General features: G+C 72.8%; 12 protein-coding genes. 9 read left to right on the top strand and 3 right to left on the bottom strand.

The features are described from left to right. Positions 1–6: 6 nt before the first annotated feature. The 3 genes from OOJ91_RS15795 (at position 7) to rho (ending at position 4,779) form a co-directional block, all read left to right on the top strand. On the top strand, positions 7–1,251 hold the full coding sequence (locus OOJ91_RS15795) for an MFS transporter (protein WP_266245755.1): 1,245 nt from the start codon (positions 7–9) through the stop codon (positions 1,249–1,251). A 65-nt stretch (positions 1,252–1,316) separates the two neighbouring features. Beyond that, positions 1,317–2,261, top strand: a complete 945-nt coding sequence (gene thrB / locus OOJ91_RS15790) for a homoserine kinase (protein WP_266245753.1) — start codon at positions 1,317–1,319, stop codon at positions 2,259–2,261. A gap of 295 nt (positions 2,262–2,556) precedes the next feature. Next, positions 2,557–4,779 (top strand): transcription termination factor Rho, encoded by a 2,223-nt coding sequence (gene rho, locus OOJ91_RS15785; RefSeq protein WP_266245750.1) that lies wholly within the window; start codon positions 2,557–2,559, stop codon positions 4,777–4,779. A gap of 93 nt (positions 4,780–4,872) precedes the next feature. Here the strand turns inward: rho and OOJ91_RS15780 are convergent, their stop codons facing one another. After that, positions 4,873–5,769, bottom strand: a complete 897-nt coding sequence (locus OOJ91_RS15780; RefSeq protein ID WP_266245748.1) for a phosphatase domain-containing protein — start codon at positions 5,767–5,769, stop codon at positions 4,873–4,875. A 275-nt stretch (positions 5,770–6,044) separates the two neighbouring features. On the opposite strand from OOJ91_RS15780, the gene rpmE reads away from it, so the two are divergent. Together rpmE and prfA are read left to right on the top strand one after the other, a co-directional pair. Continuing rightward, on the top strand, positions 6,045–6,269 hold the full coding sequence (rpmE, locus tag OOJ91_RS15775; protein WP_007464546.1) for a 50S ribosomal protein L31: 225 nt from the start codon (positions 6,045–6,047) through the stop codon (positions 6,267–6,269). 126 nt (positions 6,270–6,395) lie between these two features. Further along, complete coding sequence (prfA, locus tag OOJ91_RS15770) at positions 6,396–7,484, top strand: peptide chain release factor 1 (protein ID WP_266245747.1); 1,089 nt, start codon at positions 6,396–6,398, stop codon at positions 7,482–7,484. Between the two features lie 95 nt (positions 7,485–7,579). Here prfA and OOJ91_RS15765 read toward each other — a convergent pair whose 3' ends face one another. Then, a complete protein-coding gene (locus OOJ91_RS15765; protein ID WP_266245746.1) occupies positions 7,580–9,127 on the bottom strand; it encodes a GGDEF domain-containing protein in 1,548 nt (515 codons plus the stop codon). 72 nt (positions 9,128–9,199) lie between these two features. Between OOJ91_RS15765 and prmC the strand changes: the two genes are divergently transcribed. From prmC to OOJ91_RS15745, 4 genes are all read left to right on the top strand, one after another. Continuing rightward, the gene (gene prmC, locus OOJ91_RS15760; RefSeq protein WP_266245743.1) at positions 9,200–10,147 is read left to right on the top strand and encodes a peptide chain release factor N(5)-glutamine methyltransferase; all 948 of its coding nucleotides are present in this window, start codon (positions 9,200–9,202) and stop codon (positions 10,145–10,147) included. Further along, positions 10,147–10,794 carry an L-threonylcarbamoyladenylate synthase gene (locus OOJ91_RS15755; protein ID WP_266249718.1) on the top strand — a complete coding sequence of 216 codons (648 nt, stop codon included), beginning with the start codon at positions 10,147–10,149 and terminating at the stop codon, positions 10,792–10,794. Before prmC ends, OOJ91_RS15755 begins: the two co-directional genes overlap by 1 nt. Next, a complete protein-coding gene (locus tag OOJ91_RS15750) occupies positions 10,795–11,406 on the top strand; it encodes an arsenate reductase/protein-tyrosine-phosphatase family protein (protein WP_266245742.1) in 612 nt (203 codons plus the stop codon). A 106-nt stretch (positions 11,407–11,512) separates the two neighbouring features. Then, a complete protein-coding gene (locus OOJ91_RS15745) occupies positions 11,513–13,627 on the top strand; it encodes a transglycosylase domain-containing protein (RefSeq protein WP_266245740.1) in 2,115 nt (704 codons plus the stop codon). 18 nt (positions 13,628–13,645) lie between these two features. Here OOJ91_RS15745 and OOJ91_RS15740 read toward each other — a convergent pair whose 3' ends face one another. Beyond that, a complete protein-coding gene (locus OOJ91_RS15740) occupies positions 13,646–15,109 on the bottom strand; it encodes an SDR family oxidoreductase (protein ID WP_266245738.1) in 1,464 nt (487 codons plus the stop codon). Positions 15,110–15,121 lie beyond the last annotated feature (12 nt).

The following is a 15,121-nucleotide window of genomic DNA, read 5'->3' as shown; positions in this document are numbered from 1 at the left end:
CGCTCCGTGGCGTCCACCCTCGCGGTCCTCACCGGTAATCGGAGCTTTCGCAACCTCTTCCTCGCCGAGCTGGTGGTCTTCGGCGCCGACTGGTTCGTCATGGTGCCGCTGCTGGTGCTGCTGCCCCAGTTGACCGGCAGCGGGGTCTGGGGCGCACTGGTGCTGGCGGTGGACACCGGCATCGTGGCGCTGCTGCTGCCGTACACCGGCACGATCGCCGACCGCTTCGACCGCCGGAAGATCATGATCGCCGCGAACGTGGCCGCGCTCGCCGGGGTGCTGCTGCTCCTCGGCGTCCGCAACCGCGGTACGGCCTGGCTGGCGCTGGTGGCGATCGGGGTCGTCGCCGTCGCCAAGGCGTTCTACTCGCCGGCGGCCCAGGCCGCGCTCCCCAACGTGTTGGAGCCGCACGAGCTGGCCGCCGGCAACGCCGTGGCCGGCTCGGCCTGGGGCACCATGACTGTGGTGGGGGCCTCGCTGGGCGGCGTGCTCAGCTCGGCTGCCGGCCCGTACGTCTGCTTCTGGGTGGCGGCGGCGGGCCTGGCGCTGGCCGCGGGCCTCGCCACCCGGATCCGCCGGCCCCTGCAGGCGGCCCGCGACCCGGAGTTGCCGGCGCAGCGGACCTGGTCGGCGGTCCGCGAGGCGCTCGGCTACATCGGACACCGGCCGCGGGTGCTGGCGCTTGTCACGGTCAAGTCGGCGGTCGGCCTGGGCAACGGGGTGCTGACCGTGTTTCCGCTGCTCGCCGGCGTCTACGGGGTCGGTTCGCTGGGGGCCGGCCTGCTCTTCGCGGTCCGCGGCGCCGGCGCCCTGGTCGGGCCGATCCTGATGCGTCGGGTGTTGACCAACAGGTCCTGGCTGCTGCCCGGACTCGCGCTGTCCATGTCGCTCTACGGCCTGTCCTACCTGGGTACGTCGGTGGTCCGCTGGTTCCCGCTGGTGCTGCTGCTGGTCTTCGTGGCGCACTTCGCGGGTGGCAGCAACTGGGTGATGTCGAACTTCGCCCTCCAGGGCGAGGTGCCGGACCGGCTGCGCGGGCGTGTCTTCGCCACCGACATGATGCTCGCGACGCTCGCCATCTCGGTGAGTCAACTGGCGGTGGCCCTGGTGGTGGACGTGGTGGACGAACGTGTGGTGCTGGCCGGCTGCGGACTGGTCACCCTCGTGTACGCGGTCGGCTGGCGGATCGCCACCCGCCGGTTGTCGCTTACCGACCCGGCAACCGACCCGGTTCCCGAGCCGGCCGGCTGAAACCCTTCGGTCCCAGGGTGCGGGCGGCGGGCCGGATCGTCGGTGCCGGGACCTAGCATGAGCGCGTGCCGACGAACTTCACCGCCGGGCCGGTCCGGGTCCGGGTCCCCGCGACAAGCGCCAACCTCGGTCCGGGCTTCGACGCGCTGGGGCTCGCCCTCGGGCTCTACGATGATGTGGCCGCCGAGGTCACGACCGCCGGCGTCCAGGTGACGGTCACCGGGCAGGGCGCCGGTGAGTTGCCGGACGACGACCGGCACCTGGTGGTGCGGGCCATGCGTGCCACCTTCGACGTTCTCGGCGCGCAGCCCGGGGGCCTGAGCGTCGAGTGCGTCAATCGGATTCCGCAGGCGCGCGGCCTGGGGTCGTCGTCGGCAGCCATCGTCGCCGGGGTGCTGCTGGCCCGTGCCCTGGTCGCGGACGGCGAGCACCGGCTGGACGCGCCGGGGGTGCTCCGACTGGGCGCCGAGATCGAGGGCCATCCGGACAATGTCGCGCCGTGCCTGCTCGGCGGTTTCACGGTGGCGTGGTCCGAGCCGAGCGGTGCTCGCGCGGTGTCCCTGCCGGTCGCCTCCGGCGTACGACCCACGGTTTTCGTGCCGGCCGAGCGCGGCCTGACCGCGACCGCGCGGGCGGCGCTGCCGTCCACCGTGCCCCACGCCGACGCCGCGTTGACGGCCGGGCGGGCGGCGTTACTTGTGCACGCGCTCACCACGGACCCGGCGCTGCTGCTGCCGGCCACCGTCGACCGGCTGCACCAGGATTACCGAGCGCCCGGGATGCCGGGCACATCTTCCCTGGTCAGTGCGTTGCGAGCGGCAGGTGTGGCGGCTGTGGTCAGTGGGGCCGGGCCGAGCGTGCTGGCGCTCAGCGAGCCGCCGCCGAGCCTCGACGCGGGAACAGACTGGCAGATCTGGCAGTTACCGATAGACGTCAGCGGCGCGCGGGTCGCCCGGGGTAGACTGGGACACGCCGAGCGGGACCCTGTTGCCGCAGGTCGGAAGAGTTGATTACGCTCTAGACCTAGCACAGCCGCGAAGCACGCGATCTCCTGCGGGGCGGCGCACCCCCGAAGCTCTCGGCGGTCAGCCCGTCACCCCTGCCAAGGCCCACGCCGCACCGCAGTTTCCACAGGTCGCCGCAGACGGCGAGACCTGCTCACCGACGTTTGGTGGGTCGGGAAACCACCGGCTGCTGTGTCACAGACTCCCGCGACGCGTCCTTGCGAGGCGGGTGCACCGAGGCCGCCCGGCCACCTGAGCTCCGACTCCGGGCAGTCCCGGCCTTATCGAGGGAAGGAATCCATTGAGCGACACCACCGACGTGACGTCGGATGTTTCCAACGTCGCTGGCGATGCCACCGCTGCCGCTCCCGCCCGTCGTCGGCGCAGCGGCACCGGTCTGTCGGCGATGCTGCTGCCAGAGCTGCAGAGCCTGGCTGCGTCGCTCGGCATCTCCGGCACGGCTCGCATGCGCAAGGGTGAGCTGATCGCCGCGATCTCCGAGCGGCAGGGCGGCAACGCCGCCGGGACCCCTCGACCGCGAGCCGAGGTCGCGGCTGCGGCCGCTCCGGCCCGTGAGGAGGTGCGGGAGACCGTGGATCGCCCGGCGGCCGAGAGTCGCAGCACCGACCAGACGCCGGCCGAGCCGGCTACCGCGACCGAGGGTCGTGGCCGTACCCGGCGCAGCCGGACCGCCCCGGCCGAGTCTCGCACCTCTGAGGCCCGCACCTCTGAGGCCCGCACCTCTGAGGCCCGCACCTCTGAGGCAGCGACCTCTGAGCCGCGTTCCTCTGAGCCGCGTTCCTCCGAGGCGCGTTCCTCTGAGGTCCGTTCCTCCGAGGCGCGCACCGACGAGGTGGAGGCCGGCGAGCGGCCCGACCGTGGCGAGAACCGCCGCGACCGCGCCGAGCGCAACGACCGCGCCGAGCGCTCCGACCGCGGTGAGCGGGCCGAGCGCAACGATCGGGGCGAGCGTGCCGACCGTGGCGAGCGTGCCGACCGCAACGATCGGACCGAGCGCAACGAGCGCGGCGACCGTGCCGAGCGGGGCGACCGCAACGACCGGAGCGAGCGTGCCGAGCGCAACGATCGGGGCGAGCGTGCCGACCGTGGCGAGCGTGCCGAGCGCAACGACCGGGGCGACCGTAACGACCGGAGCGATCGCAACGACCGTGGCGAGCGCGCCGAGCGTACGGACCGTTCGGAGCGCACCGACCGCAACGACCGCGGTCAGCGTGTCGAGCGGGACAGCGACGACGACGACGGTGAGGGCGGCGGTCGGCGTGGCCGGCGCAGCCGCTTCCGCGACCGTCGGCGCGGGCGTGGCGAGCGGGCGGAGACCGGTGGGGACACCGGTGGCCGTGAGCCGCAGGTCGGCGAGGACGACGTGCTCGTCCCCGTGGCCGGCATCATCGACGTGCTCGACAACTACGCCTTCGTGCGGACGACCGGTTACCTGGCCGGCCCGAACGACGTGTACGTCTCGATGTCCCAGATCAAGAAGTACGGTCTGCGCCGCGGTGACGCGATCACCGGCGCGGTGCGTGCGGCCCGCGAGGGCGGCAACACGGGTGACCAGCGGCGGGACAAGTACAACCCGCTGATGCGGCTGGACACGATCAACGGGATGGAGCCGGACGAGGCGCGGCGGCGGCCGGAGTTCTACAAGCTCACGCCGCTCTACCCGCAGGAGCGTCTGCGGCTGGAGACCGAGCCGCACATCCTGACCACCCGGGTCATCGACCTGGTCATGCCGATCGGCAAGGGCCAGCGGGCGCTCATCCAGTCGCCGCCGAAGGCGGGTAAGACGATGGTGCTCCAGGCGATCGCGAACGCGATCACCCGGAACAACCCGGAGTGCCACCTCATGGTGGTGCTTGTCGACGAGCGGCCCGAAGAGGTCACCGACATGCAGCGGTCGATCAAGGGCGAGGTCATCGCGGCCACGTTCGACCGTCCGCCGCAGGACCACACGACGGTGGCGGAGCTGGCGATCGAGCGGGCCAAGCGCCTGGTCGAGCTGGGGCACGACGTCGTCGTCCTGCTCGACTCGGTGACCCGGCTCGGCCGGTCGTACAACCTGGCGGCGCCGGCCAGCGGCCGGATCATGTCGGGTGGTATCGACTCCACCGCGCTCTACCCGCCGAAGCGTTTCCTCGGCGCGGCCCGCAACATCGAGAACGGTGGGTCGCTGACCATCATCGCCACGGCGCTCGTGGAGACCGGGTCCATGGCGGACACGGTCATCTTCGAGGAGTTCAAGGGCACCGGCAACGCGGAGCTGAAGCTGGACCGGAAGATCGCCGACAAGCGCACCTTCCCGGCCATCGACATCAACCCGTCCGGCACCCGGAAGGAAGAGGTCCTGCTCGCACCCGAGGAGCTGGCCATCATCCACAAGCTCCGGAAGGTGCTGCACTCGCTGGACTCGCAGGCGGCGATGGATCTCCTGCTGGACCGGCTCAAGCAGTCCCGCACCAACATCGAGTTCCTGATGCAGATCGCGAAGTCCACGCCGGGGGAGTAACCACTCCCGGGTGACCGACGACGAAGGGGCACGGCCGCCGCGGCCGTGCCCCTTCGTCGTGTCCCGCCAGGAACCCCTCGGCAACCCCTCGCGTCAGAAGTCGCCGTCGGCCACCTGGAAGACTGTGAGGCCGAGAGCCCGCCACATCCGGACCACGTGGACACGGTCGTCGAAGACCCCGACCACCCGGTAACGGTCCCGGATCTCCCGGTCGTAGATCTCCCGCTTGACGATCGAGTCCTTCCGGGTGTCGCCGACGGCGCGTAGGTGCAGGCCGAGATAGGGGACTCGGACGTGCCGGGCCAGCCACGCCTCGGTCGCCGGTCGGGCCGAGGCGTCCCGCCCGGAGCAGAAGACCACCCCGTACCCGGCGGCGTGCATGGCTCGGACCGCCGCGATCACCGCCGGGTTCGGCTGGTCCTGGCTCACCCGGGTCATGTCGTACGGGCTGCGGGACACGGCCAGCGCGACGGTGCCGTCGATGTCCACCAGAACGATCTCCGGCGGTTCTGTCGACGGCGGGTGCACGGCGGCGGGTCCTCCGCTGCGGGCCTGCGGCACCGGCAGGGGCAGGGTCCGCCCCTTCAGGTACCGCTCGTGCAGCTGACGGATCGCGTCCGCGCCGACCTGCTCGGCCGCCGGGCGGGCGGCGTCGCGGCGCAGGCACTCGTCAAGCGGTACGTCGGTGAAGTCGTGCACCTCGAAATCCGCGCCGTGTCGCGCTGCCAGCTCGGCCCAGTCGCGCAGGGCGCGGGCGCGCAGGTTGGTGTCGTCCACGCAGACGTCCGCCCGAGCCCGCAGCAGCGCCTCCACCTGGGCCCGCTGCACGACTGTCACCTGAGCCTCGGCCCACTTGGTGAACAGCCGTTCGCCGTGCAGCATCCGGCGCAGGTCGTCCCGGTTGACCCGCGCCACGGACGGCTGGAGCGTACGGGCGAAGGTGGTCTTGCCCGAGGCGGGCAGCCCCCGGGTCGCGATGAGTCGGGTCATCGGCGCACCTCCGGCTCGACAGGCGTACCCCCGGTGGGGTACGCGGCGGTGGTCCCCGGAGTGCGCGAATGCCCCGGGAGGGGGCGGGAATGCGGACGGGTAGGCACGTGTTGACGATGCCGGACGAGGTGTGCGGCCCGCTTGCCGGGTCGGCTCAGGCCCATGGCACACTGGTCAATCGGCCACCGGTTCCGGTTCACGCCCGAGCCCGTCGCGTACGGCGCGACGAGTGATGACGGCGACCCGGCGACCACCAACGAGAGGACCGAGGCGAGATGAAGGCAAACATCCACCCGGAGTACGTGACCACCGAGGTCAGCTGCTCCTGCGGTAACACGTTCACGACCCGCAGCACCGCCAAGGGCGGGGCGATCCACGTCGAGACCTGCAGCGCCTGCCACCCGTTCTACACCGGTAAGCAGCGCGTTCTCGACACCGCCGGCCGGGTCGCGAAGTTCCAGCAGAAGTACGCCAAGGTTCAGGCCAAGAAGGCCAAGTAACTCCCCGTTCGGCGCCCGTGTCCGGTTTTCCACCGGACACGGGCGCCGTCCGCGTTCTGCCTGTTTCCGCCCGGCGTCCGGCCAACGAGCCGGCCGGTGTCGCATCCTCGAAGGAGCATCCGCAGCATGAGCAGCGAGCGTCTGGCCGGCCTCCTCGACGAGTACGCGGAGCTGGAGAAGCGGCTGGCCGACCCGGCCATCCACGCCGACCAGGCCACCGCGCGCCGGGTGGGTCGCCGGTACGCCGCGCTGGTGCCGCTGCACAAGGCCGCCGGTGAGCTGGAGCAGGCGCGCGCCGACCTGGCCGCGGCCCGCGAGCTGGCCGCCGAGGACCCCTCGTTCGCGGCCGAGACCGAGGCGATCGCGGCGTCCCTGCCGGCGCTGGAGGAGCGTCTCGCCGAGCTGCTCATCCCGCGTGACCCGCACGACGCCAAGGACGTCATCGTCGAGATCAAGGCCGGTGAGGGCGGTGAGGAGTCGGCGCTGTTCGCCGGCGACCTGCTGCGGATGTACACCCGCTACGCCGAGCGGCACGGCTGGATCACCGAGGTGATCGACGCGCAGGACTCGGACCTCGGCGGAGTCAAGGACGTCTCGCTGTCGATCAAGACGAAGGGCGTGCCCGAGGGTGGCAACGGCGTCTGGTCGCGCCTCAAGTGGGAGGGCGGCGTGCACCGGGTGCAGCGCGTCCCGGTCACCGAGTCGCAGGGCCGGATCCACACGAGCGCCGCCGGGGTGCTGGTGCTGCCGGAGGCCGAGGACGTCGACGTCACCATCGACGCCAACGAGCTGCGGATCGACGTGTTCCGCTCGTCCGGGCCGGGCGGCCAGTCGGTGAACACCACGGACTCCGCGGTGCGGATCACCCACCTGCCGACAGGCATCGTCGTCTCCTGCCAGAACGAGAAGTCCCAGTTGCAGAACCGGGAGCAGGCGATGCGGATCCTGCGGGCCCGGCTCCTGGCCGCCGCGCAGGAGCAGGCCGACGCCGCCGCCTCGGACGCCCGCAAGGCGCAGGTGCGCACCGTGGACCGCTCGGAGCGGATCCGCACGTACAACTTCCCGCAGAACCGGATCACCGACCACCGGATCGGCTACACCGCGTACAACCTGGATCTGGCGCTCGCCGGCGACCTGGACGGGGTGCTGGACGCCCTGGCCGAGGCCGACCGCGCCGCCCGGCTGGCCGGCGACACCGAGCTGACCCGCCGCTGACCCTGCCGCCGCCGGCCCGGTGGGCCGGCGCGGGTCGCGGACGCCGCCGCCTGCCTCGCCCCGCCCGACGCGGCGGCCGCACCGGCCGCCGGTGGTCAGCTCGCGCGGGGGCGTGACTTCGCGCGCAGCATCTCCCGGTCGGCCTGCTCGAAGGCGACGCTGAGCGCGTCGCGCAGCCCGCCGCCGCCGGAGACCTCCGCGAAGCCGATGCTCACTCCGACCGGGGTGCCGGGCACCAGGGACTCCCAGTCCTCGCTGCGCACCGCCGCCTCGATCCGGCGGGCCACCTCGGCGGCCTCGGTCATGCCGGTCTCCGGGAGCACCACCACGAACTCGTCCCCGCCGTAGCGGGCCACGAAGTCACCCCGGCGCATCACCCGGTTGATCACCCCGGCGATGCGTTGCAGCACCAGGTCGCCCGAGTGGTGCCCGTGGCGGGTGTTGACAGCCTTGAAGCCGTCCAGGTCGCAGACGCCGATGACCACCCGCTCGCCCCGGGTGACGACGGCGGTGATGTACCGCTCCAGCCGACGCCTGTTGGGCAGTCCGGTGAGCGGGTCGGTAAGCGCCTCGCCCTCGTACCGTGCCGCCTCCCGACGCATCTCCTCGTGGTCGATCCGGGCGGCGATGCCGTCGATGTAGACGTCGCGCAGTCGGTCGTTGCGTTGGGCGGCGAGCCGGAACGCCAGCCGGTCGGCACGGTGCGCCGCCGAGTGGTCGCCGGCGCGGGCCAGCGCGATGCTGCGCAGCCGGGCCGGCTCGGCCGCGCCGAGCGTCTCGGTGGACACCCGGATGGTGTCCAGCCGGGCGACCGCCTCGATGGGCCGACCGTCCGCGACGGCCAGGCAGACCATGCCGAGCTGTCGCATGTCCCGTGCCCGGGCGCTGTCCCCGCCGTGGCTGAGCAGGTGGGACGGCTCGGCCTCGCCTGTCGACTCCAACGGGTCGCCGAGCGCTGCCTGCCGTGCCGCCGAGTAGCCGTACGCGGCGAGGCTGCTCGGGCGCAGTCGACCCGCCCGCCCGCTGCGGACGAACCGGGCCAGGTCGGCAGCGACGTCCCGCAGCACCCGCAGGCAGCCGTCGCTGTCCCCGTTGTGGTCCAGCGCCACGGCGTTGCGCAGCCGGATGCCCGGTGCGGCGAAGGTCTCCTCCGGGATGCCGGCGGTCAACCCGAGCTGCCGCGCGCGTTCGATCGCGCCCAGGGCGTAGCCGTGGAAGCTCAGGTAGCTGTAGGCCATCGCGAGGTCGTGCCAGCCCCACGCGGTGTCCCGGTCCGGGTCCTCCACGGCGCTCAGCGCCCGGGCGGCCTTGACGAGGTGGGTGACGCAGCGGTCAAGCGCGCCCTGATGGTGCGCGGCGAGCGCAGCCAGCGCGTTGAGGTGCCCGTGCAGGTAGGGCTCGGCGAGATCGCGAACGGCCGCCGACGCCTCCTCGATGGCCCGGGTGAACTCCGCCGTCCGACCGAGATTGATCAGCGCGGAGAGGCGCTGCACCAGGGCGTCCGCGCGGGCCGTCGGGTCGGTGGTGGTGCGGATCACCCGCTCCAACAACGCGTACGACTCCGCGGAGCGACTTGCTTCTTGCAAAGCCCGCGCCTGCGTGAGGGTGTCAACCTGGTCCTCGACCCGGTCGAGCCAGCCCACCCACAACCTCCTGCCGTGTGCGTCTTGACGCACAGGTTCGTGGCGTCGTCCGTGACGCCTCATGATTGTCGCGTGACCACTCTGCCGCAACACCCCCCCGAAGGGACAGGCCGTACCCGTCCGTCCGCCGCGGTCGCCCGCGCGGCGCGGGCGCTCGCCGCCGCCGGGGTGGGCCCGGCGCGCGTGGAGGCCGAGCTGCTGGCGGCGTACGTGCTGGGGGTGCCCCGGGGTCGCCTGGCGCTCGCCGACGACCTGGACGACGCCCAGCTGGCCCGGCTCGACGAGCTGGTCGGCCGTCGCGCCGGCCGGGAGCCGTTGCAGCACCTGACCGGTCGGGCGGGCTTCCGGCATCTGGAGCTGGCTGTCGGTCCGGGCGTCTTCGTGCCCCGCCCGGAGACGGAGTTGCTTGCGGGCTGGGGTGTCGAGCAGGGGCGCGGCAGACCTGAGCCGCTGGTCGTGGATCTGTGCAGCGGCACCGGCGCGATCGCCCTGGCGGTGGCGCAGGAGCTGCCCGGCGCGCGGGTGATCGCGGTCGAGCGGTCCACGGCGGCGCTGGCGTGGCTGCGCCGCAACGCGGCCGAGCGGGCCGCCGCGGGCGACCGGCCGATCGAGGTGGTCGAGGCCGACGTGACGGCGCCGGACCTGCTTGCCGACCTGGTGGGCCGGGTGGACGTGCTGCTCTGCAACCCGCCGTACGTGCCGGTGGAGGTGGTGGTGCCGCCGGAGGTGGCCGCGCACGATCCGGCGGAGGCGGTCTTCGGCGGCGTGGACGGTCTGGCGGTGATCCGTCCGGTGATCAGCCGGGCTGCGGCGCTGCTACGCCCCGGCGGCGTCATCGGGGTCGAGCACGACGACACGCACGACGTGGCGGTGCCGGCGTTGTTCGCCTCCGACGGCCGGTTCGAGGCCGTCGCGGAGCATCCGGACCTCACCGGACGCCCTCGCTACGCCACCGCGTCCCGACGGGCGGACGGCCAGCACACGATGCCCGGGCCGGCGTGGCAGACTGACTCCTCGTGATGCTCTACGACTGCCGATCGCCCGCCGATCGGGACCGCGGCATCGCTGCGGCCATCGAGGCGGTCAAGAACGGCGAGCTGGTCGTCCTCCCGACGGACACGGTCTACGGGATCGGCGCGGACGCGTTCACGCCCTACGCGGTCAAGGCGCTGCTGGACGCGAAGGGCCGGACCCGGCAGATGCCGCCGCCGGTGCTGATCGGTTCGCGACACACCCTGGACGGGTTGGTCTTCTCGCTGCCCACGGCAGCACGGGACCTGGTGGAGGCGTTCTGGCCGGGTGCGCTGACGATCGTGGTCGAGCACTCGCCGAGCCTGCAGTGGGACCTGGGCGACAAGACGGGCACTGTGGCGGTGCGGATGCCGCTGCACCCGGTGGCTCTGGAGGTGCTGCGGGAGACCGGCCCGATGGCGGTCTCCTCGGCCAACAAGACGGGCCAGCCGGCGGCGGTGACCGCCGAGGAGGCGCGTGACCAGCTCAGCTACTCGGTGCGCGCGTACCTGGAGGCCGGGCCCTGCCCGGATCCGGTGCCGAGCACGATCGTGGACCTGACCGGCGAGGTGCCGCAGCTGCTGCGAGCCGGCGCGATTCCGCTGGAGAAGCTGCGCGACGTCGTTCCGGATCTCGTCGACGTCCAGGGGGCGTGAGTGCCCCCGTTCACAGTCCTGCACGTCTGCATGGGCAACATCTGTCGTTCGCCGATGGCCGAGCGGCTGCTCGCCGTCGCGGTGCGGGAGCGGTTGGCGCGGCGTACGCAGGACCCGGCCGGCGCCGAGGAGCTGGTGCACAGCCACAGCGCCGGCACGGGCGGCTGGCACGCGGGTGAGGAGATGAACCCGCCTGCGGCGCGGCAGGTCGTCGACCGGGGCGGCGCCGTCGAGGGGTTCGCGGCCCGCAAGCTCCGCTCGGACCACATCGACGCCGCCGACCTGGTCCTGACGGCCACGGCCGACCAGCAGGAGTACGTGGTGGCGCTCCGCCCGGACGCGGCGGCCCGCACCTTCGTGCTCGGTGAGTTCGGCCGGCTGCTGGCGACGGTGGACGCCGCCGCGCTGCCGGCGGCCGAGGCGACCCCGGAGGCGGTGTACGCCCGGGGCGTGGCCCTGGTGGCGGCGGCGCACGACAGCCGGTTGGGCGCCTCGGCGCTGCCCACCGACGATCTCGACGATCCCTGGGGTCGCGGCGACCAGTGCTTCACCCGGGTCGCCGACGAGATCGAGGAGACGGTCCACCCGCTGGCCGCCGCGCTGCTGCCCTGAGCGTCGTGCGAGTTTCCTCCGGGTTTGGGGAAAACCAGGGGCCAAAGGGGTGTTCCGGGTCATTCTGAACGGGTCCTAGCGTGACCGGCTCCTGCGGGGAGAGCTGATGATCCGGGCCCGACTCGACAAACTGCTGACCGTGGTGATCGCCGGTGTGCTGGCCGGGCTGGTGCTGGCCGGGGCCGCCCTACCCGCGGCACTGGTCCTCGGAATCGGCTTCAGCGCCCTGTCCACGCCCTACTCGGAGCTGCCCAGCACGCTTCGTACGCCGCCCACCGCCCAGCGCTCCAACCTCTACGCCAACGACGGCGCCACCCTGATCACGTCCTTCTACCAGGAGGACCGGGTGGACGTTCCGCTGCGCGAGGTCGCCCCGGTGATGCGGCAGGCCATCGTGGCCGCCGAGGACGTCCGGTTCTACCAGCACAGCGGCGTGGACCTGCGCGGCGTGGTGCGCGCCTTCACTGTGAACAAGCGGGACGGCAAGACCCGGCAGGGCGCCTCCACCCTGACCATGCAGTACGTCCGCAACGTGCTCAGCAGCGACCCCCGGCTGACCGAGCGGCAGCGCCAGGCGGCCACCGAGGTCACCACCGCCCGCAAGCTCCAGGAGATGCGGTACGCGCTGGCGCTGGAGCGGGAGCTGAGCAAGGAGGACATCCTCACCCGCTATCTCAACATCGCCTACTTCGGCGCCGGGGCGTACGGGATCGGCGCCGCCAGCAAGCGCTACTTCTCCCGCTCGCCTGCCGAATTGACAGTGGCACAGGCCGCGCTGCTGGCGGGACTGGTCCGCTCGCCGGACAGCGACGACCCGATCAACGGGGACGCCGACAGCGCCCTGCGTCGACGGACGTACGTGCTCGAACGGCTGGTCGAGACCGGTCAGGTGCCGGCCGACGTGGCGGCGGCCGCGCAGGCCGAGCCGTTGCAGTTGCGGCCCAGCGAGACGCCCAACGACTGCACGGGGGTGCCCGACGGGCACAACGACTGGGGCTTCTTCTGCGACTGGTTCACCCGCTGGTGGAGCAGCCAGTCGGCGTTCGGGTCGAGCGCCGACGAGCGGCAGCGCACGTTGCGCCGGGGCGGCTTCTCCATCGTCTCGTCCCTGGACCCGGCGGTGCAGCGGGTCACCACCGAGCAGGTCCTGAAGGTCTACCGCCCGACCGAGGCGCGGGCGTTGCCGACCGCCGTGGTGCAGCCCGGCACCGGCCGGGTGCTGGCGATGTCGGTGAACCGCACCTACAGCGTCGCGGACAACCCGGTCGGGCAGAAGAACCATCCGAACACTGTCAACCAGCTCGTCGCCGGCGGTGGGGCCATCGACGGCTACCAGGGCGGCTCGACGTTCAAGCTCTTCGCCATGCTTGCCGCGCTGGAATCCGGACTGCCGCTGTCGACCGAGTTCACGGCACCTACCCAACTGCTCACCCGGTTCCCGGTGACGGGGACGGGAAGCTGCGACGGCCTCTGGTGCCCGTCGAACGCGAGCCCCTCGTCGATGGACGGCCCCCGCACCATGTGGACCGCGTTCGGCCGGTCGGTGAACACCTACTTCGCCTGGCTCACCGAGCGGGTCGGCGCCGACCGGGTGGTGGAGATGGCCGAGCGGCTCGGCATCGTGCTGCGCGCCGACTCCGACGAGCGGTTGGCCCGCTACGGCGCGAAGAACTGGGGCCCGTTCACCCTGGGCGTGGCCGCGACGACACCGCTGGACCTGGCGACGGCGTACGCCACTGTGGCGGCCGAGGGGACCTGGTGCGCGCCGCTGCCTGTGGTCTCGATAAGCGACTCGGCCGGCCGTCCGGTGGACGCCGCCAAGCCGGACTGCCGGCAGGCGCTCGACACCGACGTGGCGCGGGCGGCGGCGGACGCGGCCCGCTGCCCGATGGGCGACCAGTCGATGTACGGGCGGTGCGACGGCGCCACCGCGCCCGACCTGCGGTCCCGCCTGGGCCGCCCGGTGGCAGGCAAGACCGGCAGCTCCGAGCGGTACGAGACGGAGACGGTGGTGGCCTTCACCCCGCAGTTGGCGGTCGCCTCGATGGCTGCCAACCCCGACGACCCGCGCGACGCGGTCGGCCAGGCGGTGCAGGCCCGGATGGTGACCGCGGTGGGGGAGGTGCTCCGCGTCGCCCTGCGCGACCAGCCGGTCCGCGACTTCGTCCCGCCGAGCGAACGCGCCGCCTTCCAGACGACCGGAGCCCGCACCGGAAACTGACAGGTCCGCGGCGGGTGGTCAGGGGGTCTGTTCGGCGTTGCGGGCGATGTTGCGGGCCATACCGCCGAAGACCACCGCGTGGAACGGGGCCACCGACCCCCAGTAGGCGTGGCCGGTCAGCCCGCGGGGCAGGAAGACCGCGCGCTGCTGGTAGCGGCTGCGCCCGCCGTCCACGGGTAGCGCCCGCATCTCCAACCAGGCGCGGCCGGGCAGTCGCATCTCCGCGCGCAGCCGCAGCAGCTCGCCGGGGACGATTTCCTCCACCCGCCAGAAGTCAAGCGCCTCGCCGACCTGGAGGCGGTGCGGGTCACGCCGGCCCCGCCGCAGCCCCACCCCGCCGACCAGCCGGTCCAGCCAGCCGCGCACCGACCAGGCCAGGGGGAACGAGTACCAGCCGTGTTCGCCGCCGACACCCTCGATGACCCGCCACAGCGCGGCCGGTGACGCGTCCACCGTCCGCTCCCGGACGTCCGTGTACGCGGTGCCGCCGGACCAGTCCGGGTCGGTGGGCAGCGGTTCGGCAGGCGCGTCCGGGCCGCTCGCCGTGGACCAGCGGGTCTCCACCTGGGCGTCACGCACCTTGGCCAGCGCCAGCGCCACCGCGTCGTCGAAGCCGGTGAGGCCGCCCGGTGGGTCGGGCACGTACCTGGCGATGTCGTGTTCGTGCGCCACGGCCTCGTGGATCAGGCTCTCCACGAGCGGGCGGGCGATGGCGTTCGGCACCGGGGTGATCAGTCCGACCCAGTGCGAGGACAGCGACGGGGTGAGCGGTCGGACCGGCACGATGATCCGCTGGCGCAGGCCGGCCACCCGCGCGTACCGCTGCATCATCTCGCGGAAGGTCAGCACGTCCGGCCCGCCGATGTCGAAGCCCCGGTTGACCTCGGCCGGGAGCGTGGTGCAGCCGGCCAGGTAGCGCAGCACGTCGCGGACCGCGATCGGCTGGATCCGGTTACGGACCCACCGAGGGGTGATCATGGCGGGCAGCCGCTCGGTCAGGTAGCGCAGCATCTCGAACGACGCCGAGCCGGATCCGATGATCACCGCGGCGCGGAGCACCGCCGTGGGCACCCCGCTGTCCAGCAGGATCCGGCCCACCTCGGCGCGGGACCGCAGGTGCGGGGATGGCACCTCGGCGTCGGACGCCGGCTCCGGGCCGCCCAGGTAGACGATCCGGCGTACGCCTGCCGCGCGCGCCGCCGCCGCGAAGTTGGTCGCCGCCGCCCGGTCGGCCGCCTCGAAGTCGGACCGGCCCAGCGAGTGCACCAGGAAGTACGCGACGTCCACGTCGGCGAACGCGGCGGGCAGCGTCTCCGGGCGGCTCAGGTCCCCCTCGACGATCTCGGCCGCGGAGGCCCAGGGCACGTCGCGCAGCCGCACCGCCTTGCGGGCGAGGCAGCGCACGGTGTGGCCGTCGGCGAGCAGCAGTGGCGTCAACCGCCCGCCGATGTATCCGGTAGCTCCGGTCACGAGGCATCTCACAGCTTCCAGTCT

The sequence above is a fragment of the Micromonospora lupini genome (assembly GCF_026342015.1).
Classification (GTDB): domain Bacteria; phylum Actinomycetota; class Actinomycetes; order Mycobacteriales; family Micromonosporaceae; genus Micromonospora; species Micromonospora lupini_B.
Note: the sequence above shows the minus strand (reverse complement) of the source record. Positions and strands in the feature narration are given on the sequence as shown.

Excerpts from the sequence above, each read along its gene's own strand:
- OOJ91_RS15780 (WP_266245748.1), bottom strand. The coding sequence starts at position 5,769 with ATGACCCGACTCATCGCGACCCGGGGGCTGCCCGCCTCGGGCAAGACC.
- rpmE (WP_007464546.1), top strand. The coding sequence starts at position 6,045 with ATGAAGGCAAACATCCACCCGGAGTACGTGACCACCGAGGTCAGCTGC.
- prfA (WP_266245747.1), top strand. The coding sequence starts at position 6,396 with ATGAGCAGCGAGCGTCTGGCCGGCCTCCTCGACGAGTACGCGGAGCTG.
- OOJ91_RS15755 (WP_266249718.1), top strand. The coding sequence starts at position 10,147 with ATGCTCTACGACTGCCGATCGCCCGCCGATCGGGACCGCGGCATCGCT.
- OOJ91_RS15745 (WP_266245740.1), top strand. The coding sequence starts at position 11,513 with ATGATCCGGGCCCGACTCGACAAACTGCTGACCGTGGTGATCGCCGGT.